We start from the raw sequence: 20,232 nt of genomic DNA, 5'->3' as shown, positions 1-20,232 counted from the left end.
GGGGGGCGGTCAGCCATGATCACGACGGCGGCACTACTGGTCGGTTTGGCCCTCACCCCGCCGCCCGCGGCGCCGGAGCCGGTCGCCTACGTCCGCGCCGGTGACGTCTACGTCAGCAACGGGCCGACGGAGAAACGGCTCACCACCGGAGGCGGGTACGCCCGCCCCCGGTGGTCGCCGGACGGCAAGCAGCTCGCCGTCCTCAAGGGCGGCCAGCTCTGGACCATGAAGGCGGACGGCACCGGGCAGCGCCGGCTCACCACCCGCCCGGCGGCCGGCCCGTCCTGGTCGCCGGACGGGAAGTGGCTGGCCTTCGGGTCGCTCTCATGCACCGGCGGCCCCGGCGTCTACCGGATCGCGGCCACCGGCACGGCGAAACCCGAGGTGCTGTTCCCCCGGGACTGCCGGGGCGAGGAGCTTCCCGGCGAGGAGGCGCCGCAGCCGGCGTCCGGGACGCTCACCGAGCGGCTGCGGGCCGACGACGCGGTCGCCTGGTCGCCGGACGGCAAGCAGATCGCGTTCCGGGGCGGGGAGTGCGACGCGATCTACGACGCCTGCGCGAGCATCGGCACGATCAGCTCGGGCGCGGAGCGGATGGTCGCGGCCTACGGCGGCGGCAGCCTGCAGAACCGGGGTTTCGCGGTGGCCCCCGCGTGGCGGCCGGACGGCGCCCGGCTGGCCTTCACCGCGTACCAGGAGGGCGAGACCGCCGCGCAGAACGAACCCTTGCACGTCACCGAGCTGGACCTGAAGACCGGGAAGAAGCGCACGGTCGGCGCGCCGGCGGACCGCGAGCCCAGTTACCGCGACGCCACCCACGTGCTGGTCACCGGCCAGTACCGGAACAGCTCGTGGATCATCTCGGTGGACCTCACGACCGGCGCCCGCACCCCGCTCCACCCCGGCTCGCAGCCGTCGGTCCGCCCCCGCTGACGTATCGTTGGCGCCGCCATGACTGACACCGCCACTCCCGCGACCCGGCCGATCCGGACCTTTCACCCGCGCCGCGGCCGGATGAGCGCCCGGCACGCCGACGCGCACGCCGCCCTCTGGCCCCGGCTCGGTCTCACCGTCGTCGACGGCGACCGCACCCCGATCGACCTGCGCGAGCTCTTCGGCCGCGAGGCCCCGGTGGTGCTGGAGATCGGCTTCGGGATGGGCGACGCGACGGCCGCGATGGCCGCCGCCGACCCGGACCGGGACTACCTCGGCATCGAGGTGCACACCCCGGGCATCGGCAACCTGCTGGCCCTGGTCGGCGAGCGGGAGCTGGGCAACGTGCGGGTGGCGCAGGGCGACGCCATGGAGCTGGTCCACCGGCTCGCGCCGGGCTCCCTGGCCGCTGTGCACGTCTTCTTCCCGGACCCGTGGCCGAAGGCCCGGCACCACAAGCGCCGCCTGATCCAGCCGGGTAACGTCGCCCTGCTCCGCGAGCGCCTGTGCCCGGGCGGGGTGCTGCACTGCGCCACCGACTGGCCGGAGTACGCGGAGGCGATGACCGAGACGCTCGACGCCGACCCGGGCCTGCGCCGCCTGCCGGCGACGCCGCACGCGCGGCCGGAGACGAAATTCGAACGGCGAGGTGCGGCGGCGGGCCGGCCGATCGCCGACCTCCGCTACGCCCGGATCCAAAACCCCATTTGAGTACGTGATGGGCCGCCGTGCCGGAGCACGACGGCCCCGTGGGTCACTTCTTCTTGCCCTTCTTGGCCTTCTTCGGGGCCTCCTCGGCGGGGGCTTCCTCAGCGGCGGGTTCCTCGGCGGCCGGCTCCTCCGCGGCGGGGGCTTCCTCAGCGGCGGGCTCCTCCGCGGCGGGCTCCTCGGCGGGGGCCTCCTCGGTGGCGGCTTCGGCCTTCTTGGCCTTCTTGCCCTTCTTCGCCTTCTTGGGGGCCTCCTCGGCGGGGGCTTCCTCAGCGGCCGGCTCCTCCGCGGCCGGCTCCTCCGCGGCGGCCTCCTCGGCCGGAGCCTCCTCGGCCGGAGCCTCCTCGGCCGGGGCCTCCTCGACGGCGGGCTCCGCGGCCTTCTTGTCCTTCTTGGACTTCTTCGGCTTCGCCGGCACAGCCTCGACGGTCTCTTGCACCGCAACGGTCTCCTCGACCGGCGCGGCTTCCTCGACCAGAGTGGACTTCTTCTTCCCCACGGGGTGTTCCCTTCGCCATGCCCTTGTTCCGCGGCCGGCGGCGCGCGTGACGAGACTTTAGAGACACCGATTCGATAGACGGAATTCATGTTATCGAAATGAAACTTCAATCGTTTCCTATTCGGTCACCGGTGATGCCGCGTCGATTCCCCGAACTATGCGCCGGCACGGGATGAACTGGGCGGCCGGTCAGTGGCAGGCACGTTCGTGACCAGCGGAAATGGCGTCACCCTGGTGACGGACCCGGCCGGAATCGGAATTCCCGTGCCGATGCTCGCACCCGGCGTTTTCCCGGCCGACCGGTGACGGGCGGGCACGACCTCTCCACTATCGGTTCTTCTGCCCTGAAATGGAAAATGGCCGCCATCGGAGGTGCCGCCCGCGCGCCGGGGCGGGGCAATGCCATCCGACCCGCAACCCGCAGGCCGAATTGCCGGTTTCCGCCCTTTCGTGCACCTAGGCTGGAACGCGGAGGTCGGCCATGCGGCGAGAAGGCCCCGGCTCTGGCGCCGGGCGGTCCAGCAGGACACGGGCGGCGGATGCCGCGGCGCTCGCACGCCCGGCCGAGCTTCACGGGGGGACGGCCGTCGACGAGCACCCAGGCTTGCCGGCGGCCGCCATCACCGACCGCCCGGCCGCGGTCAGCGACCGCCCGGCCCCGGTCAGCGACCGCCCGGCCGCCGGCAACGACCGTGGGGCGGCCGTCACCGACCGCCCGGCCGCCGTCAGCGACCGTGGGGCGGCCGTCACCGACCGCCCGGCCGCCGTCAGTGACCGTCCCGTGCCGGACTCCGGGTCCCACCTGCTGCGCGACGTGCTGGCCGGCGCGGCGGCCGGTCCGGCCCTCCAGCGCGGGGTGCTGAGCAGCGGCACCGCCGACCAGCTCGCCGCGCTGACCGCGCGCGGGGCGCAGACGCAGAGCGCCTGCATCCAGTTCGTCGAGGGGGACCGGCTGCGGCTGTACGGCAGCTGGGGCGTCTCCAGCGACTGGGATGCGATCAACGAGACCACCCTGCACGGCTCGCTCGGCGGCATGGTGGTGGCCAGCGGCGGCGCGGTGATCGTCGACGACGCGACCGCCGACGACCGGGTGCCGCCCGGGGTGGTACGCCAGCACGGCGGCGCCTACCTCGGCTACCCGGTGCACGACCGGCACGGGCAGGTGCTCGGCGTCTGCTGCGCGTACGACCCGCACCCGCGCGCCTGGTCACCGGAGCAGATCAGTGCCGTGGCCGAGGCGGCCGAGGTGGCCACCCTGCTGATCGGCGAGCAGTTGGCCCGGCACGAGCTGGAGCAGCAGCACCGGTTCCTGGACGCGGTGCTGGACAGCCTGCACGACGGGGTGACCGCGTGCGACGCCGACGGGCAGGTGGTCTTCGCCAACGAGCGGATGCGCCGGCTCTGGGCCGACGACCCGGACGGCACCGGCGAGCTCGGGCTGGTCCGGGCGCTGCGCGGCGAACGGCTCCGGGACGAGCCGCTGGCCCGGCCCGGACGGGTGCGGCGGACCCGGCACTACCTGATGGACGCGCAGCCGATCCTGGGACCGGACGCCCGGGTGGTCGGCGCGGTCCAGGCGGTGCAGGACGTCACCCGGCAGCGGCGCGCCGAGCGGTTCCGGTCGTGCGAGCTGGCGGTCACCACGGCGCTGGCCGAGGCGCCCAGCATCGAGGCGGCCGGCCCGCGGGTGCTGGAGGCGGTGGTCGCCACCCTGGACTGGGTGCACGCGGAGTTGTGGCTGGTGGACGCGCCGGCCGAGGTGATCCGCGCGGTGGCCCGGTGGAGCACGCCGGGCTGGCCGACCGGGATCACCGTGCCGGACGACCTGGCGTACGGGCAGGGCCTGGCCGGGCGCGCCTGGCAGGTCGACAAGCCGCTGTGGATCCGGGACGTGGGCCGCCCGCAGAGCCTGATCTCCCCGGGCACCGCGGCCGAGCGCCTGCACACCGCGCTGGCCATCCCGGTGCACGACGGCACCGGGACGATCGGGGTGCTGACCGTCTTCGCCGACGCGGTCGAGGACCCGGAGGACGAGCTGGTCGCGCTGATGTCCGGGATCGGCGCGCTGCTGGGCCAGTTCGTCGAGCGGCGGCGGGTCGACAATCTCCAGCGGCAGCTGGTCCGCAGCAAGAACGAGTACCTGGCGCTGATCGGGCACGAGCTGCGCACGCCGCTGACGTCGATCAGCGCGTACACCGAGCTGTTGCGCGAGGCGGACGAGGCGACGCTGCTGCGCGACGGCCAGCGGCTGATCGCGGTCGTCGAGCGCAACGCGGTCCAGCTCCGGGAGATCATCAACGAGCTGCTGGAGCTGTCGGCGCTCGACGCCGGGCACGCCGACGTACGGCGTACGCCGATGGACCTCGCCGCGGTGGTCCAGGACGTGGTGGACCGGACCCGGGCGGCGATCGGCGCGGCGCCCGTGGTGATCGACACCGACCTGCCGGGAGAGCTGATCGTGCCGGGCGACCGGGACCGGCTGCGGCACATCGTGGAGAACCTGGTGGGCAGCGCGGTCCGGTACAGCCCGGACGGCGGGCACGTCGAGGTCAGCCTGCGGCGCACCGGGCGGGCGGCCGAGCTGGCGATCTCCGACGCGGCGGCGGACGTGCCCCGGATCGAGCGGGAGGAGCTGTTCACCGGGCTGTACCGGACCAGCCGGGGGCACGACCGGGCGCTGCCGGGCAGTGGACTCGGGCTGACGCTGAGCCGGGCCGTGGTGGAACGCCACCACGGCAGCATCGAGCTGACCGGGGGCGAGGCCAAGACCACGGTCCTGGTGCGCCTGCCGTTGGACGTACGCTGAAGCGGTCCTATCCGGATCGCTGGGCGGTGAGCGAGTCGCGGACCAGGCGCCGCACCCGGGCCCGGCTGAGCAGCACGCCGCCGGTCGCGCCCAGGACGAGCACCGCCCGCAGGGCGAGGCCGAACACCGTGACGTTGTCGCCGTCGGTGCTGTCCCGGCCCATGGTGAGGATCGCGGTCAGCATCGGGACGAGGATCACCAGGCGCCAGCCCAGGCTCCAGACATAGGTGTTCTGATCCGCGCTGTAGGCCTCGGCCAGCTGCCTGGTCCGGTTGTTCCAGACGATCAGCGCGCCGATCGTCCCGGCCACCGCGGCGATCCAGAGCAGGCCGGTGGCCAGCAGGACCGGATAACCGGCGCCGGCCAGCCGCAGCGCGCCGTTGACCAGATCGGTCACCAGCACGGCGCCGAGCAGCCCGAGCAGGGCCCGGGTGGCGCGGGTCCAGGCCGCCGGCGGCCCGTCCGGGACGGCGGTCGCGGACCGGCAGACGTGGCCCTGTCCGGCGTGAGTCAGCTCGGTGTCGCAGGTGTCGCAGCGCATGGTGATCTCCCCGTGTCGCGAGGGAGGTTATCAAAGTTGACAGATGTAAACCTGGTGGTGGCCTGGTGCCGGGGTGACGATGAGCGGCATGACGCGATGGACACCGGACCCGACGTTCTACCCCTCGCCAGGCGCCGCGGCCGGCGCGCCACCGGAGAAGCTGGCCTATGTGGCCGCTTTCGATCGCGCGGCCGAGAAGCCCGACGCGATCGCGGTGATCGACACCGACCCCGCCTCGCCGGAGTACGGCCGTGTGGTCGGCTGGACCGACCTGCCGCACACCGGTGACGAGCTGCACCACTTCGGCTGGAACGCGTGCAGCAGCGCGCTCTGCCCCACCGCGCCGCACCCGCACGTGGAGCGCCGCTACCTGATCGTGCCCGGCCTGCGCTCGTCCCGGATCTACGTGCTGGACACCCTCGCGGACCCGCGGAACCCGCGACTGGTCAAGGAGATCAGCGCCGACGAGCTGGCGGAGAAGGCGAACTACTCGCGCCCGCACACGATCCACTGCGGCCCGGACGGGATCTACGTCTCGGCGCTGGGCGCGGGGCAGGGCGGCGACGGGCCGGGCGGCATCGCGATCCTCGACCACAAGACGTTCGACGTGCGTGGGCAGTGGGAGGCCGACCGCGGCGACCAGCATCTCGCCTACGACTTCTGGTGGCACCTGACCCAGGACGTGCTGGTCACCTCGGAGTGGGGCACGCCGGACATGATCGAGGACGGCATCGTGCCGGAGCTGCTGCTCGGGCGGAAGTACGGGCACCGGATCCACTTCTGGGACCTGGCCAAGCGCAGTCTGGTGCAGACCGTCGACCTCGGCGACCAGTACCAGATGACGCTGGAGCTGCGGCCCGCCCACGACCCGTCGGCCACCCACGGCTTCCTCGGTGTGGTGATCTCGGTGGAGGACCTGTCCGCCTCGATCTGGGCGTGGCACCGGTCCGACGGCTCGTTCGCGGTCCGCAAGATCATCGACATCCCGGCCGAACCGGCCGACCCGGACCTGCTGCCGCCCGCGCTCAAGCCGTTCGGCGCGGTGCCGCCGCTGGTCACCGACATCGACCTCAGCGTCGACGACCGCTTCCTGTACGTCTCCTGCTGGGGCACCGGTGAGCTGCGGCGATATGACGTCAGTGACCCGTTCAACCCGGTGTTCCTCGACTCGGTGCACCTGGGCGGGATCGTCCGGCGCACCCCGCACCCGGCGTTCCCCGAGGAGCGGCTGGCCGGCGGTCCGCAGATGGTCGAGGTGTCCCGGGACGGCAAGCGGGTCTACGTGACCAACTCGCTCTACGGCTCCTGGGACGACCAGTTCTACCCCGACGGCGTCGGCGCCTGGCTCGCCAAGATCGACGCCACGGACGAGGGGCTCACGCTCGACGACCGCTTCTTCCCGCACGGCGACGAGTTCCGCGGGCGGCGCGTGCACCAGACCCGGCTCCAGGGCGGCGACGCCTCGTCCGACTCGTACTGTTTCCCCTCGTGACCTGGGAATCCTATGCGGCGCTGGTGGCCCTGGGCGCGTTCCACGGGCTGAACCCGGCGATGGGCTGGCTGTTCGCGGTGGCCCGCGGCATGCAGGAGCGCAGCCGCTCGGTGCTGCTGCGCTCCCTGCCCCCGATCGCGGCCGGGCACCTCGCCTCGGTCGCGATCGTCGCCGCGGTCATCTCGGCGACCCGCTCGGTGGTCGCGGCCAACGTGGTCGGGATCGCCGGCGGGGTGCTGCTGGTCGGTTTCGGCCTGTGGCGGCTGCTCTCCGAACGCCACTTCCGCTGGGCCGGCATGCGCCTGTCGTCGGCCCAGCTGGCCGGCTGGTCGTTCCTGATGTCGTCCGCCCACGGCGCCGGCCTGATGCTGCTCCCGGTCCTGGCCACGACGCCGGTCCCGGTCACCCACGCCGGCCACGCGATGTCCGGCTCCCCGGGCGGCGCCCTGACCGGCCTGGCCGCGGCCGGCGTGCACACGGTGGCGATGTTCACGGTGATGGCCGGATGCGCCCTGCTCGTCTACGAGTTCCTCGGCGTGAACATCCTGCGCCGCGCCTGGTTCAACGTGGACCGCCTGTGGGCGGGCGTGCTGGTCGCCGCCGGAGCCCTCACCATCGCCCTGACCGCCTGACCCCTCCGCCCGCCCTGCCCGCCTCCGTCCTTCCCGCCGCCCTCCCGGCCGCTCCGGCCCCGGTCTCCCTCCCGGCTGTCCCCTATCGCTCGGGACCCGCTCTCCACCCCGGCTGTCGCCGATCGGTCCAGGCCGCTTTCCCTGATGTCCGCCGGTTTTCGGTACGACCGGAAGCCCCGCCCTCCGCTCAGCCCTCGTCCCACTCCTGCCAGTCGCCGGGAAGCGATCGGCGCAGCTCGGCGATCGCGTCCTCCGAGTCGGAGCGGGCCCACACCCAGGTCCCGGCATCCTCGCGGAGAACGACCCCGCCGACGGTGTACCACCGCGTGGGCCGGTCGCCGGGCAGCGCCCAGACCGGGTGGTCCGGCAGTGGCAGCCGTTGACCGAGCCGGGCCAGTCGCGGGATGTCGTCGGCGTCCAGTTCGCGGTTCGCGGCGAAGCCGGGGCCGCCGAGCAGCCACTCGGACATCACCATCTCCACCCAGGCCGGCGAGGTCCGCTCCAGGTAGGGCCGCCAGCGCTCCGGCGTCTCCACCGGTAGACCACCGGCGGGTCGGCCTCGGCCAGTGCGGACAGCGGGATGCCCCACTCGGTGACGCCCTGGCACTCCCGCCGGAAGACCAGGACCGCTCCGGTCCGGTCGACCTCGGTCTGGTGCGGGGTGAGCAGGTCGTCCTGGTTCCGGGTCAGGTCCGGGCGCTTGCCGAGGATCCGATACCCCGAGCGGAGCGCGGCCGGCAGGCGGAGTCCGAGCCGCTTCTCGGCCACGTCCAGCTCGTCCTCGGAGTATCCGTCCCCGTCCTCGATCACCTAGGTCAGCAGGCGGACCGCGAATCCGGCCAGGCTGGAGGGCGGCGACGAGCTCGGTATGGAGATCGAATCTCACTCACTCTCCTCGGCGTTTCGGCGTCACCACCCCGATGAGCGGACCGTGCGGGTCGGCGGGCCCGGCGGCGCTGGGGTCGCCGTGCGGGTGGGGCGGCCGTGCGCGGGCAGGGGTGCCGGCGGGACGGAAGCGTACAAAATTTGATTTTCCCGGAAAGCGGATCAGCGGGTGAGGCTGGGCTCCGGCGATGGGGCGGGTTTGAGGTAAAGCGTGGTGACCGCGCCGAACAGGAGCAGGCTGCCGATGATCGCGGTGGTGGTGAGGGGTTCGCCGAGGAGAAGGACCGCGAGCAGGGCGGCGGTCAGCGGTTCCAGCAGGGTGACGACGACCGCGACGCTGCCGGTGGTGCTGCGCAGGCCGGTGTAGAAGCAGGCGTAGGCGAGGGCGGTGGTGATCGCGCCCAGGTAGGCGAGCTGGGTGATCGACGGGAGGCTCGGGGTGAACGTCACCCCCTGTGCGACCGCGATCGGGGCGAGGGTGATCGCGCCCGCGGTGCAGGACAGGGTGGTCAGATGCAGTGGGCGAATGCCCTGGGTGGTGTGCCGGCTGAGGGCGGTCGAGGCCGCGTAGACGGTGCCGGACGCGATCGCGGCGAGAAGGCCGAGCGTGCCCGCACCGGCTCGGGCTCCGTCGAGCGTCGCTCCGGAGATGAGTACCAGGCCGATGACGGCCGCGGCGGAGGCGATCAGTTCGGCGTCGGCCGGGCGGCGCCGGGTGCGGATCGTCTCCGCGGCGCTGAGCAGAATCGGGGCCAAACCGAGGCTGATCACGGTTGCGATGCTGACGCCGGTCAGGCGGACGGCGACGAAGTAGAAGGCCTGATATGCCGCGAGGCCGGCCCCGGCGGCGACCACCGCGACCGGCGCGGTGCGGAACGCCGCCCAGATCCGGCGGCGGGCGGGGAGGCCGAGGATCAGCATCGTCGCGGCCGCGAACAGCAGCCGGTAGAAGCCGATCGCGACCGCGCCGAGGCCGGTCCGGGCCGCGACGAGCTGGACGACTACGCCGGCGGTGCCCCAGAGGATCCCGGCGATCGACAGGTGGAGAAGGCTCAGCCGTGCACCGGCCGAGGGCGAGGACGAGAACATGCGCGCTCCGCGAAGGGGGTGAGTCGGTTTCGGGCCGGCGGCGGAACGCATCGCAGAATCGCCGTCCGAGCAAGGCTCAGACGGCGCGGCTCACGCTCCGCTCAGGAGCGCGGCGGCGGCAGAACGCCGGGAAACGGACTCACCCCGCCACCCTAACCGATCCCGCGGGCCGCCTTCAGCGTCGCCACATGCCCCCGAACGGCCGTTCCCCGGCGCGGGCAGCGCGCCGGGGAACGGGATCGTGGTGAGGCCCGAGCTGGGCAGTCAGGCCCCGCGGGGGAGCGTCGGTGAAGGCGGACCGCTGGCCGGCCCGGCCGGGGGAGCGGCCAGGCCGGCCAGACGGAGCATCAGGCGGGAAGCAGCGAACCGATCACGCGGCCGGACTCGCCGTCGCCGACCACATCGCCGTGAAAGCCGCCGCCTCCCCGGCCAGCCAGCTCTCCACATCGGCCGCCCGAGTAGCCGGGTTCAGCCGATGCGTCACGCCGCGCCGCAGGTCGACCAGGACCGGGTCGGCGTCCGGCAGGATCTGCTCCATGTGCCGGGCCATCAGGTGCAGCATGGCGGTGACCAGCTCCGGGCTCGGCGGCTCCTCGTCGAAGTGCAGCCGCACCGCCTCCCGGTGCCCGTCGCCGAAGCGGAGCCCGAAGTGCGGATTGATCTTCACGGCGAGCGGGCCGACGCTGGCCAGCGCGTCCCGGGCCTGGATCAGGGTGATCTGCTCGGGGTCGCCGAGCGACGACAGATAGCTGCGGGCGCCGGCGCGCAGCGACTCGTAGAGCGGCTTCCACCGGTCTTTGACCAGGTCGACGACGCCACCGAGGTAGCTGCCGCCGGTGCGGAACGCGATGTCGGCCTTCAGCGCTTTCACCAGCTGGCTGTGCGGGTTGAACCCGCTGCGCCGCTCCCGCTGCTTGCGCAGCCCGCCGACGAACGTGGCCTTCGCGGGGCCGGTGCGGGAGACGTACCGCGTGAAGCCGAGCATCGTGGCGTAGGGCGGGATGACGGGCACGGGGGTGGTCGAGATGGACATGGTGGACGTGGTCACGTCGGTCTCCTCACTCGCCGCATGGCCTCGAACAGGTGTTCTAAACCCGCCGAAGATCAGCAGCTCAGGGCCCCTGTTTCGTACATACATTCTAATCGACGGGTACGACATTCCCAACCGCGCGAGACGTGGGACAGCCGGTGCCCGGCCCCGGAAAACCGCGAGAATGGGCGACGTGGCCCTGATCCGGTGTGACTTCGATTCCGAGGCGCTCGAGCTGAGCACCTCGATGAGCGTGATACTGCCCGACCGCGATGCCGGCGACCCGCCGCCGGTGCTCTACCTGCTGCACGGACTCACCGACGACCACTCCGCCTGGAGCCGCTTCACCTCGGTGGAACGCTATGCGGACGCGCACGGCCTGGCCGTGGTCATGCCCCAGGTGCATCGCAGCTTCTACGCCAACGAGGCGTACGGCATGCGGTTCTGGGACTTCCTCTCGGCCGAGCTGCCGGAGACCGTGCGGAAGTTCTTCCGGGTCTCGCAGCGGCGGGAGGACACGTTCGTCGCCGGGCTGTCGATGGGCGGCTACGGCGCGATGAAGTGGGCGCTGCGCGAGCCGGAGCGCTTCGCCGCCGCCGCGACGCTGTCCGGGGCGCTCGACCTGGCGTACATCCAGGAGCACGATCTGCGACCGCACATGCGTGCCCTGGTCGCGCGGGTCTTCGCCGACCGGGTCGTCGCCGGCGGCGACGAGGATCTGCTGCACCTGCTGCGCACCGCCGCCCCGGAGCGGCTGCCCCGGCTGATGCTGCGGTGCGGCACCGAGGACCACCTGCTCGCGCAGAACCGGCGGTTCGTCGCCGCCTGCAAGGCCGGCGGGGTGGAGCTGGACGCCGATTTCGGCCCGGGAGAGCACACCTGGGACTACTGGGACGCGCAGCTCCCGGCCGTCCTCGACTTCCTGATCAGCAAGCGCTAGCCGTCGTCGCGGGTCTGCTCGGCGAGGAAGCGCTCCAGCTCCGCGCCGAGCTCCTCGGCGGTCGGCAGCGGGGCGTCGGTGTCCACCAGCAGGTTGGCCTGCCGGCCGCGGACGAACGCGTCGTACTGCGCCTCCAGCGAGGTGACCAGCCGGGCCGCCTGCTCGTCCTCGGCGATCTGCTTGTCCACCTCCTCGCGGACCTGCTTGGCCGCCTCGCGCAGCTTCCCGGTCGGCAGCGCCAGCCCGGTGTTGCCGGAGACCGAGTCGAGCAGCAGCTCGGCGGCGGCCGGGTAACCGGTCTGGGCCAGGTAGTGCGGGACGTGCGCGGCGTACCCGAGCGCGTCGTGCCCGTTCTGCCCGAGCCGGAACTCCAGCAGGTTGCCGACGCTGGCCGGCACCTGCACCCGCTGCAACCAGGACTCGTGCTCGCCGATCAGTTTCCGGTCGGTGGCGTGCGCGGTGAGGCTGACCGGCCGGGTGTGCGGGACGGCCATCGGAATCGCGTTCAGCCCGATGGTGACCTTGACGCCGAGCCGCTCGATGAGCTCGGTCACCGCGGCGATGAACCGCTCCCACTGGAGGTCCGGCTCCGGGCCGGCGAGCAGCAGGAACGGCGTGCCGAGCTGGTCACGCACCAGGTGCAGGGCGAGGACCGGGTCCTCGTAGCTCTCGAAGTGGTCGGCCACGAAGATCATCGGAGGGCGGCGCGACCGGTAGTCGAGGAGCTGGTCCAGGTCGAAGGTGGCGACGACCTCGCTCTCCAGGTCCGCCAGGAGGTGCTCCCGGGCCAGCTGGATCGCGCTGCCCGCGTCGACGAACCCGGTGAGCGCCTGGATCAGCACCGGGCTGTCCAGGGCCGGCAGTTCTCCGGCCACCTCGTAGAGCCCGTGTGGGTCGAGCACGCTGCGGTCCTCCTCAAGACATCGCCCGCCGACGCGGGCTTTCCGCCGACAACAGCCGGACCGCGGCGAACATTCCGGCCCGCTGTGGTCCTTCTTCGAATCTTTGCGTACGCCGAGCAGCTCACCGAACGCAACGGTGTGACGGTCAACACCAAAACCTGGCATCGCCGGGCAACCGACGTGCACGCCGACGCCACTATGGGGGTAGATCGCCGTCTCGCCCCCTCGGGAGTGATCGTTGAGCAGCCACCCCGTACCCGTTCCCACCTCTTCCGGCGAAGCCGCCACCCCACCCGGCACCCTCTGGTCCCGGATGCGGGCCGACCCCCAGTACGCCCCGGAGCACCTGGCCCTGGAAGCCGTCCGCCGTCTCGGCCCGGAGGCCGCCGAGTGGGCCGCCCGGACCCGTGCCGGCCGTCCCGGCATCACCCCGGACGAGCTCGCCACCCTGGCCGTCAAGAACTTCACCACCCTGGCCCGCCTCTCCGGCGCCGTCTCCGGCGTCGCCGGCCTGCCCGGCGCGGTCCTCGACGTCGGCGTGCTCGCCTGGACCCAGGCCCGGATGGTGCTGCACATCGCCGCCGCCCACGGGGCCGACCCGACCGCCCCGGAACGCGCCACCGACCTGCTCGTCCTCCAGCGGGTGCACAAGGCCGCCGAGACCGCGCGGACCGCCCTCGGCGTGGCGGCCGGCCGGGAACGCGCCAGCCGGATCTTCACCGGCCCGGAGGGCGGCCCGCTCGGCGGCGCGCTGATCAAGCTCAGCGTCAAGCTCGCCCACATGGCTGGGGTGCGCGCGGCCCGCAAGGTCTTCGCCAAGATGGTCCCGGGCGCCGGCGTGGTCCTCGGCACCTGGGTCAACTCGGCCGCGACCAAGGACCTGGCCCGGCGCGCCCGGGAGCATTACCGCTAAGCAACCGGCGGCCCGGCCCGAACGTGAGGGACGTGCTGGGGATTCGGAAAGCTGCCGCCGTCGTTCTGCCGATGCTCGCCGGGCCGTTGCTGCTGGCCGCCTGCGCCTCCTCCGGGACCGCGCAGGCCGCGCCGAGCCCGTCCGGGACCAGCCCGTGGATCTGGTCGACCGCGGGCAGCGTCGCGCCGTCACCCACCACGAGCTTCGCGCCGCGGGCCCGGCCGGCCGCCGCCACGCTGCCGCCGGCCGTCTCGCCCTCGGCCACGCCGACGCCGAACCGCAGCCCGGCCTGCGACGCCGCCGCGTTCCGGGGCGGCGCGATCAACGGCGTGGACGTCACCCCGGGCACCACCAGCGCCATGGTCACGTGGTTCAACCCGGGCGGCGCCGACCTGGTCCAGTATCGGATCATCGCGGTCAGCCAGGACCTGGTGGCCGGCGCGCAGCCGGAGTCCCCGGGCTGGCTGACGGTCACCCCGGGCGGCTGCGGCTGGATGAGCGCCACGGTCACCGGGCTGGTCCCCGGCACGCCGTACGTCTTCTCGGTGGACGAGGTCCGCACCCGCGAGGGCATGGACGGCACCCGGGCCAAGACCGTCGCGCGATCGGGCGTGGTGAGCACCACCTGATGCCGGCATCCGGCGGGCAATAAGCTTCCCGCCATGGAGAGCATCGTCGAAACGGTCGTGTTCGTGGCGATCGCGGTCGTCGGCGCGGCCCTCGCCCGCAGGCTCGGCTTCGTGGCGCCGCTGGTGCTGCTGGTCGCCGGTCTCGGCCTGTCCTATGTTCCGGGCTTCCCCGAGGCGCACCTCGAGCCGGAGCTGGTGCTGATCGGCATCCTGCCGCCGTTGCTCTACGTGGCCGCCTTGCAGACCTCGGTGCCGGCGTTCCGCCACGCGCTGCGCCCGATCCTGCTGCTCGCCGTCGGGCTGGTGCTGGTCACCGCGTTCGCGGTCGGTTTCGTCGTGCACTGGATGGTCCCGCAGGCGCCGCTGGCCGCCTGCGTCGCGCTGGGCGCGATCGTCGCCCCGCCGGACGCGGTCTCCGCCACCGCGATCGCCCGCCGCGTGGGCCTGCCCCGCCGGGTGGTCACCATCCTGGAGGGCGAGAGCCTGCTCAACGACGCGTCCGCGCTGGTGCTGGTGCGGGTGTCGGTGGGCGCGCTGGCCGGCGCCGCGGTCGGGTTCTGGGAGATCGCCGCCGAGGTCGGGCTGAAAGCCGGCGGCGGCCTGATCATCGGCATGGTCGCCGCGATCGCCGCGGCCAAGCTGCACCGGTGGATCGAGGATCCGCTGCTGGACGACGCGGTGTCGCTGCTCACCCCGTTCGTCGTGGTGATCGTCGCCGAGGAGTTGCACACCTCCAGCGTGGTCGCCGTGGTGATCGCCGGGCTCTACCTCGGGCACCGGATGCCCTACCTGCTCTCGCCCACCTCCCGCCTCCAGATGGACGCGGTCTGGCGGCTCACCACGTTCCTCCTGGAGGGCGTGGTGTTCCTGCTGGTCGGCCTCCAGCTGCGGACGGTGGTGAGCAGCATCGAGACCGACATGGTCACCACCGTCTCGGTCACCGCCGCGGTCTTCGGCACCCTGGTCGCGGTCCGCTTCCTGTGGATGTACCCGGCGACCTATCTGGCCCGGCTGCTCCCGCGGGTCCGGGCCCGGGAGGCGCGGCCGCAGGCCGCCGCGGTCGCCGTGCTGGCCTGGGCCGGGATGCGCGGCGTGGTCACCCTGGCCGCCGCGCAGACCCTGCCCTCGTTCAGCCCTGAGGCCGAGGTGCCGGACTACCCCCGCGACCTGTTCATCTTCATCGCCTTCGCGGTCATCGTGCTGACCCTGCTGACCCAGGGCACCACGCTGCCGACGCTGGCCCGGCGGCTCGGGGTGCGCGAGGACACCAGCGCCCAGGACGCGCTCGCCGAGGCCGGGGTGCAGCACGCCGCCAGCCGCGCCGCCCTGGAAGCGCTGGAGGCGCATGCCGACGGCGCGCCCGCCTCGGTGGTCGACCGGCTGCGCGGCCTGGTCGAGAGCCGGTCCAACAACGCCTGGGAGCGGCTGGGCAGCCAGCAGCAGGAGACCCCCTCGGCTGCCTACGGCCGGCTGCGGCGCGAGATGATCAGTGCGGAGCGGCACGTCTTCAAGATCGCCCGGAACGAGGGGCGGATCCCGGAGGAGGTGCTGGTCCGCGCCCAGCGCGAGCTCGACCTGGAAGAGTCCCAGCTGCACCGGAGTGAAGAGTGATCTGCCAGCATCTCAAGGAGTCCGGCGACCCGGCTCCCCAGACCGCTTACGCCGACGGCTGCCCGCAGTGCGTGGCCGGCGGCTTCGACGACTGGGTGCACCTGCGCCTCTGCCTCACCTGCGGCGTGGTCGCCTGCTGCGACTCGTCGCCCCGCCGCCACATGTCCGCGCACCACGCCGAGACCGGGCACCCGGTGATGCGCTCGTTCGAGCCGGGCGAGACCTGGCGCTGGTGCTTCGACGACGAGCAGCTGGGCTGATGCGGATCCTGGTGGCCGGGGCCGGCGCGACCGGTGGCTACTTCGGCGGCCGGCTGGCGCAGGCCGGGCGCGACGTCACGTTCCTGGTCCGCGAGGGCCGGCAGGCCCGGCTCGCCGAGCGAGGCTTGCGGATCGTCTCGCCTTCGGGCGAGACCAAGCTGACGCCGCGCACGATCAACACCCTCGACGATGCTTATGACCTGGTCCTCATCGCGGTCAAGAGCTACGCGCTGGACGCCGTGATCGCGAGCCTGGCTCCCGCCGTCGGCGAGCGCACCGTGATCGTCCCGCTCCTCAACGGGATGCGCCACCTCGACACCCTGACCGGCGCCTTCGGCCCCGAGCACGTCTGGGGCGGCCTCTGCATGATCCACGGCACGCTGAACGAGCACGGTGACGTGGTCCAGATGAGCGACCTGCACCGCCTGGTCTTCGGCCCGCTCGGCGACGCGGCCGACGACCGGGTCGACGCGGTCGCCGCGGCTCTCGGCGACGCCGGCTTCGACTCCCGCCCGTCCCCGCACATCCGCGCCGAGATGTGGGAGAAATGGGTGCTGCTGGCCACTCTCGGCGCGGCCACCACCCTGCTGCGCGGCCCGATCGGCGCGATCAACGCGGCGCCCGGCGGCCCGGCGTTCCACCGTGCCCTCACCGCGGAGGCGATCGCGGTCGCCACCGCCGCCGGCTTCCCGCCCCGCCCGCAGGCCGTCGCGGTGCTCGGCGAGACGATGACCAGCACCGAGCCGCGGACCTCGTCCATGTACCGTGACCTGGTCGCCGGCCTGCCGGTCGAGGCCGACGCCATCGTCGGCGACCTGGTCGCCGAGGCCACCCGCCACGGCGTCGCCACGCCGCTGCTCTCCGCCGCCTACACCGCCCTGTCGATCTACCAGGCGGGCCGCTAGCCGACGCTCGCCACCAGCAGTTCCGCCGCCTGGTCCGGCGAGAAGGGCGAGGGCAGTTTCGCCGCGACGGATGGGCGGGCGCTGTCGTAGACGACGGCGGTCCGCGCGGCGATCGACGGCCAGTTGAACTCCTCGACCACCCGCTGCCGGGCCCGCGACGCCAGCGCCCGCGCGTGGTCCCGGTCGGCCAGCACCCCGGCCACCGCGTCGGCGAGGGCGTGCGGGTCGCCGGGCGGGAACCGCACCCCGGTCACCCCGTGCTCCACGATCTCGGCCAGCCCGCCGGTCGACGACACCGCCACCGGCGTCCCGGCCGCGGCCGCCTCCAGCGCGACCATCCCGAACGGCTCGTAGATGCTCGGCACCACGTAGCAGTCCGAGGCCGCCATCAGGGCGGTCAGATCATTGCCGACCAGGAAGCCGGCGAAGGTCACGGCAGGCCCGGCGAGGCGTTCCAGATCCTTGCGGTACGGCCCGTCGCCCGCCACCACCACCCGCAGCCCCGGGAACCGCTCGCGCAGCGGGGGCACCGCCGCGAGCAGGTGCTGCACGCCCTTCTCGTAGACCAGCCGCCCGGCCAGGCTGACCAGCGGCCCGTCCGCGCCGGCGTAGCGCTCCCGGGCCGCCGCGACCGCCCGTGGCCGGGCCCGCCAGCGCAGCGCGTCCACCCCGTTGTGCACCACCTCGGTGCGCTCGGACGGCACCCCGAACAGCCGGATCACCTCGGCGCGCATGTACTCCGAGCAGACGATCACCCGGTTCGCCTCGGCGCACAGCCAGCGCTCGATGTCGTCGATGGTCCGGTTGTGGGCGGCGGGCAGCCAGCCCTGGTGCCGCCCGGACTCGGTGGCGTGGATCGTGGCGACCAGCGGGACGTCCAGATGGTCGCGCAGGGTCACCGCGGTGTGCGCGACCAGCCAGTCGTGCGCGTGCACCAGGTCGAACCGCTGCCCGCGGACGGTGGCCGCCCGGATCGCGCCCAGGGCCGCCCGGGTGAGCGCGTGGTTGAACGCCAGCGCCCAGCCGAGCAGGTCGCCGCCGGTGACCTCGAAGGCGGGCGGGTCCTCGGCGGCGCGGATCACCCGGACGCCCTCGGTGTGTTCCACCGGTGGCGCGCCGGGCGCCTGCCGGGTCACCACGGTCACCTCGTGCCCGGCCGCCGCGAGCGCGCCGGCCAGCGCGTGCACGTGCCGGCCCAGACCGCCGACCAGCAGTGGCGGGTACTCCCACGAGAGCAGCAGAATCCGGCTCACGGCGCGTACCTCGTCTCCACTCGCAGCATCTCGGCGACGGCCAGGGCGTCGAACGGGCGGCCCAGCGCCCGGTGCGGGGCGTCGCCGTGGACGGCCTCGCTGACCGACCCGACGCCCCACTCGGCCAGGTGCGCGGCCAGCCCGTCGAGCAGCCCGTCGACCGGTCGTCCGGTGGCCGCGCAGGCGTCCGCGTACGGCCCGATCAGCCAGGGCTCGACCAGTCCCTGGCCCGGGCCGGCGCCGTCGTATCCGTACTCGTCCGGCGCCAGGGTGCGCAGCCCGAGCGGGGTGAGCAGTGCCTCCCCGGCGGCGCGGACGGTTCCGCCGGCGCCGCCCCGCATCGGCGCGTGCGGCAGCGACCAGCCCAGCAGCTGATACGGCCGCAACGTCGGATCGTCGTGCTGGGTGCCCGCCCCGAGCGGGTACGGCGCCGCCGGACCCTCGACCACGTCGTGCAGCCATCCCTCGGGCGCCGGGAACCGCCGCCGGAACGACTCCCGCGCCCGGGCGTGCCGGTCCCGCGGCTCCGCATCGTCCCGCCCGCCCTCGGCCAGCAGGTCCGCGAGCCCGGCCAGCGCGTTCACCCACAAGGCGTTGATCTCCACCAGCTTCCCGGCCCCCTGGCTGGCCCCCACGGCCCTATCGGGACCGCTGATGGGGCCGTGAGCGCCAGCCGTCAGATCGTGGCTGGTCCTCATGGCCCTGTCGGGACCGCTGATGGGGCCGTGAGCGCCAGCCGTCAGATCGTGGCTGGTCCTCATGGCCCTGTCGGGACCGCTGATGGGGCCGTGAGCGCCAGCCGTCAGATCGTGGCTGGTCCTCATGGCCCTGTCCGGACCGCTGATAGGGCCATGAGCGCCAGCCGGAGACAGGGTGAGCAAGCCGTCGGCGGGGTCGACGGTCAGGGGGCCGTCGCCGGTGAGGGACTGGCGCAGCAGCCGGCCCAGCGGGACGGCGAGCCGGCGGGCCAGGTCGGTGTCGCCGGTCCGGGTGACGTGCCGGTCGACCGCGTGCACCAGCCAGAGCGGGCAGTCCACCGCGCCGGCCGGCCGCTCCACCAGGGCACGGAGCAGTTCCCGCCCCTCGTCGGCCCGCCCGGTGTCCAGGAACAGCCCCTCGTACGCCGCGAGCGACGCCGCCCGCCCGCTCCACGGGTACCCGTCGGCCATCCGGGGACCGTCGGCGGCCTGGATGATGAACGTGTCGGCGGCGAGCGCGAGCGTTCCGGCGTACCCCTCAGCTTTTGCCGCGGTGACCAGGCGATGAGCCCGTTCGCGCGCCGCGGCCAGCACCACCGGCGGCGCCGGCGGGCGATCCGCGAGGTTCCCGGCCCACGCCGAGACCTCCAGGCTCTCCCCGGTCCCGGCCTGCCGGCCGAACGTGCCGGCCAGCCAGAGGTCCTCGACCTGCGCACCGGCCCGGGCGCCGAGGTGCCACTGCCCGGCGGGCTGCCAGCCGGGTCCGGCCAGCCGGTACGCCCCCTCGACGATCACCCCGTCGGCCACCCGCTCGATCCGCAGCTGAGGGCCGTCCGCCCGGCGGGCGGTGGCCGCCTCGCGCCAGGTGCACATCGCGGCGACCGACAGGTGCACCGGGCCGGGCGCGCTGAGCACCCGGTGGACCACCGCGAGGCCGGGACGCAGCGCCAGCTCGCGTTCGACCACCACGTCGCCGATCCGCCATCGCCACCGGGGCAGCCCGCCGGCGAGGGTGAACGTCTCCAGGAAGCGGTGGCCGGCCGGGTCCACGGTGCCGGACTCCCACGCATGGGTGTACAGCGGCACCCGCGTACCTGTGGGGAGGGTCACTGTCAGATCCAAGGCGGCCAGCGCGACGTGCGGCGCCCGGCCCGGCCCGGCGACGGTCAGCAGCGCGTGCTCGGGGCGGGTCCGCAGACCGCTCACGGTGCCACTGGCCCAGCCGCCGAGACCGTCGGTGACCAGCCATTCCCGGCCGGCGCCGGCGTCCTCGGCGAGAACGCCGCACACCTGGGGCCCGAAGGTCAGAGGTTCGATCCGCGGCACGTCGCCTCAATGCTCGTTCCGGCGAAGATTAAACCCCCGTAAGGGGATAAATCATCGCCTAATCGGACAGTCGGGCCGACGGTATCAGTCCTCTCCGGGAGAATGTGCGATGACGCGGCCGGGCAGGATTGAGGTACCCCGCGGACGGGCATGAACCGCGGGCCGGTCGCATCGACCACT

The 20,232-nt window shown here is 73.4% G+C and carries 20 protein-coding genes; 11 read left to right on the top strand and 9 right to left on the bottom strand.

From position 1 onward, the window contains the following. The first annotated feature begins 15 nt into the window (after positions 1-15). Complete coding sequence (locus Aiant_RS11955) at positions 16-933, top strand: TolB family protein (RefSeq protein ID WP_189335237.1); 918 nt, start codon at positions 16-18, stop codon at positions 931-933. 18 nt (positions 934-951) lie between these two features. After that, the gene (gene trmB, locus Aiant_RS11950) at positions 952-1,644 is read left to right on the top strand and encodes a tRNA (guanosine(46)-N7)-methyltransferase TrmB (protein ID WP_189335236.1); all 693 of its coding nucleotides are present in this window, start codon (positions 952-954) and stop codon (positions 1,642-1,644) included. 43 nt (positions 1,645-1,687) lie between these two features. On the opposite strand, the gene Aiant_RS11945 is transcribed toward trmB, so the two are convergent. Continuing rightward, the gene (locus Aiant_RS11945; RefSeq protein ID WP_189335235.1) at positions 1,688-2,140 is read right to left on the bottom strand and encodes a hypothetical protein; all 453 of its coding nucleotides are present in this window, start codon (positions 2,138-2,140) and stop codon (positions 1,688-1,690) included. A gap of 604 nt (positions 2,141-2,744) precedes the next feature. Between Aiant_RS11945 and Aiant_RS11940 the strand changes: the two genes are divergently transcribed. Then, positions 2,745-4,946, top strand: a complete 2,202-nt coding sequence (locus Aiant_RS11940; RefSeq protein ID WP_229831172.1) for a sensor histidine kinase — start codon at positions 2,745-2,747, stop codon at positions 4,944-4,946. A 7-nt stretch (positions 4,947-4,953) separates the two neighbouring features. Here Aiant_RS11940 and Aiant_RS11935 read toward each other — a convergent pair whose 3' ends face one another. Next, the gene (locus Aiant_RS11935) at positions 4,954-5,487 is read right to left on the bottom strand and encodes a hypothetical protein (protein WP_189335233.1); all 534 of its coding nucleotides are present in this window, start codon (positions 5,485-5,487) and stop codon (positions 4,954-4,956) included. Positions 5,488-5,575: 88 nt separating this feature from the next. Here Aiant_RS11935 and Aiant_RS11930 point away from each other — a divergent pair, with 88 nt between their 5' ends. Continuing rightward, a complete protein-coding gene (locus Aiant_RS11930; protein WP_189335232.1) occupies positions 5,576-6,979 on the top strand; it encodes a selenium-binding protein SBP56-related protein in 1,404 nt (467 codons plus the stop codon). Further along, positions 6,976-7,611, top strand: a complete 636-nt coding sequence (locus Aiant_RS11925) for a hypothetical protein (RefSeq protein ID WP_189335231.1) — start codon at positions 6,976-6,978, stop codon at positions 7,609-7,611. The genes Aiant_RS11930 and Aiant_RS11925 overlap by 4 nt, the downstream gene beginning before the upstream one ends. A 187-nt stretch (positions 7,612-7,798) precedes the next feature. On the opposite strand, the gene Aiant_RS11920 is transcribed toward Aiant_RS11925, so the two are convergent. The 4 genes from Aiant_RS11920 to Aiant_RS11905 form a co-directional block, all read right to left on the bottom strand. Continuing rightward, positions 7,799-8,146: a hypothetical protein gene (locus Aiant_RS11920; RefSeq protein WP_189335230.1), complete on the bottom strand. Its 348-nt coding sequence runs from the start codon at positions 8,144-8,146 to the stop codon at positions 7,799-7,801. Continuing rightward, positions 8,080-8,421: a hypothetical protein gene (locus tag Aiant_RS11915; RefSeq protein ID WP_189335229.1), complete on the bottom strand. Its 342-nt coding sequence runs from the start codon at positions 8,419-8,421 to the stop codon at positions 8,080-8,082. Before Aiant_RS11915 ends, Aiant_RS11920 begins: the two co-directional genes overlap by 67 nt. A gap of 237 nt (positions 8,422-8,658) precedes the next feature. After that, on the bottom strand, positions 8,659-9,585 hold the full coding sequence (locus tag Aiant_RS11910) for a DMT family transporter (RefSeq protein WP_189335228.1): 927 nt from the start codon (positions 9,583-9,585) through the stop codon (positions 8,659-8,661). Between the two features lie 370 nt (positions 9,586-9,955). Beyond that, positions 9,956-10,618 carry a hypothetical protein gene (locus tag Aiant_RS11905; protein ID WP_189335359.1) on the bottom strand — a complete coding sequence of 221 codons (663 nt, stop codon included), beginning with the start codon at positions 10,616-10,618 and terminating at the stop codon, positions 9,956-9,958. A 190-nt stretch (positions 10,619-10,808) separates the two neighbouring features. On the opposite strand from Aiant_RS11905, the gene Aiant_RS11900 reads away from it, so the two are divergent. After that, positions 10,809-11,555 carry an alpha/beta hydrolase gene (locus Aiant_RS11900; RefSeq protein WP_189335227.1) on the top strand — a complete coding sequence of 249 codons (747 nt, stop codon included), beginning with the start codon at positions 10,809-10,811 and terminating at the stop codon, positions 11,553-11,555. Here the strand turns inward: Aiant_RS11900 and Aiant_RS11895 are convergent. Further along, complete coding sequence (locus Aiant_RS11895; protein ID WP_189335226.1) at positions 11,552-12,457, bottom strand: proteasome assembly chaperone family protein; 906 nt, start codon at positions 12,455-12,457, stop codon at positions 11,552-11,554. The two genes, Aiant_RS11900 and Aiant_RS11895, sit on opposite strands and share 4 nt — an antisense overlap. Positions 12,458-12,695: 238 nt before the next feature. On the opposite strand from Aiant_RS11895, the gene Aiant_RS11890 reads away from it, so the two are divergent. Genes Aiant_RS11890 through Aiant_RS11870 form a run of 5 tightly spaced genes read left to right on the top strand, consistent with a single transcriptional unit; the run spans position 12,696 to position 16,775 of the window. Then, positions 12,696-13,370, top strand: coding sequence for an EcsC family protein (locus Aiant_RS11890; protein ID WP_229831170.1), 675 nt, complete (start codon positions 12,696-12,698; stop codon positions 13,368-13,370). Between the two features lie 32 nt (positions 13,371-13,402). Then, positions 13,403-13,999: a fibronectin type III domain-containing protein gene (locus Aiant_RS11885; RefSeq protein WP_189335225.1), complete on the top strand. Its 597-nt coding sequence runs from the start codon at positions 13,403-13,405 to the stop codon at positions 13,997-13,999. Between the two features lie 33 nt (positions 14,000-14,032). After that, positions 14,033-15,610: a Na+/H+ antiporter gene (locus Aiant_RS11880; RefSeq protein WP_189335224.1), complete on the top strand. Its 1,578-nt coding sequence runs from the start codon at positions 14,033-14,035 to the stop codon at positions 15,608-15,610. Then, the gene (locus Aiant_RS11875; RefSeq protein ID WP_189335223.1) at positions 15,607-15,870 is read left to right on the top strand and encodes a UBP-type zinc finger domain-containing protein; all 264 of its coding nucleotides are present in this window, start codon (positions 15,607-15,609) and stop codon (positions 15,868-15,870) included. The genes Aiant_RS11880 and Aiant_RS11875 overlap by 4 nt, the downstream gene beginning before the upstream one ends. Beyond that, positions 15,870-16,775 (top strand): ketopantoate reductase family protein, encoded by a 906-nt coding sequence (locus Aiant_RS11870; RefSeq protein WP_189335222.1) that lies wholly within the window; start codon positions 15,870-15,872, stop codon positions 16,773-16,775. The genes Aiant_RS11875 and Aiant_RS11870 overlap by 1 nt, the downstream gene beginning before the upstream one ends. Here the strand turns inward: Aiant_RS11870 and Aiant_RS11865 are convergent. Both Aiant_RS11865 and Aiant_RS45625 read right to left on the bottom strand, forming a co-directional pair. Next, positions 16,772-18,028 carry a glycosyltransferase family 4 protein gene (locus Aiant_RS11865; RefSeq protein WP_189335221.1) on the bottom strand — a complete coding sequence of 419 codons (1,257 nt, stop codon included), beginning with the start codon at positions 18,026-18,028 and terminating at the stop codon, positions 16,772-16,774. The genes Aiant_RS11870 and Aiant_RS11865 overlap by 4 nt on opposite strands. After that, on the bottom strand, positions 18,025-20,052 hold the full coding sequence (locus tag Aiant_RS45625) for a glycogen debranching enzyme N-terminal domain-containing protein (protein WP_229831168.1): 2,028 nt from the start codon (positions 20,050-20,052) through the stop codon (positions 18,025-18,027). The genes Aiant_RS11865 and Aiant_RS45625 overlap by 4 nt, the downstream gene beginning before the upstream one ends. Positions 20,053-20,232 lie beyond the last annotated feature (180 nt).

Source organism: Actinoplanes ianthinogenes (genome assembly GCF_018324205.1).
Classification (GTDB): domain Bacteria; phylum Actinomycetota; class Actinomycetes; order Mycobacteriales; family Micromonosporaceae; genus Actinoplanes; species Actinoplanes ianthinogenes.
This window is presented reverse-complemented; position numbering and strand designations above follow the sequence as displayed.

What these genes read in the sequence shown, in the direction of transcription:
- Aiant_RS11935 (WP_189335233.1), bottom strand. Translation starts at nt 5,487, where the DNA reads ATGCGCTGCGACACCTGCGACACCGAGCTGACTCACGCCGGACAGGGC.
- Aiant_RS11905 (WP_189335359.1), bottom strand. Translation starts at nt 10,618, where the DNA reads ATGTCCATCTCGACCACCCCCGTGCCCGTCATCCCGCCCTACGCCACG.
- Aiant_RS11870 (WP_189335222.1), top strand. Translation starts at nt 15,870, where the DNA reads ATGCGGATCCTGGTGGCCGGGGCCGGCGCGACCGGTGGCTACTTCGGC.
- Aiant_RS11930 (WP_189335232.1), top strand. Translation starts at nt 5,576, where the DNA reads ATGACGCGATGGACACCGGACCCGACGTTCTACCCCTCGCCAGGCGCC.
- Aiant_RS11910 (WP_189335228.1), bottom strand. Translation starts at nt 9,585, where the DNA reads ATGTTCTCGTCCTCGCCCTCGGCCGGTGCACGGCTGAGCCTTCTCCAC.
- Aiant_RS11955 (WP_189335237.1), top strand. Translation starts at nt 16, where the DNA reads ATGATCACGACGGCGGCACTACTGGTCGGTTTGGCCCTCACCCCGCCG.
- Aiant_RS11880 (WP_189335224.1), top strand. Translation starts at nt 14,033, where the DNA reads ATGGAGAGCATCGTCGAAACGGTCGTGTTCGTGGCGATCGCGGTCGTC.
- trmB (WP_189335236.1), top strand. Translation starts at nt 952, where the DNA reads ATGACTGACACCGCCACTCCCGCGACCCGGCCGATCCGGACCTTTCAC.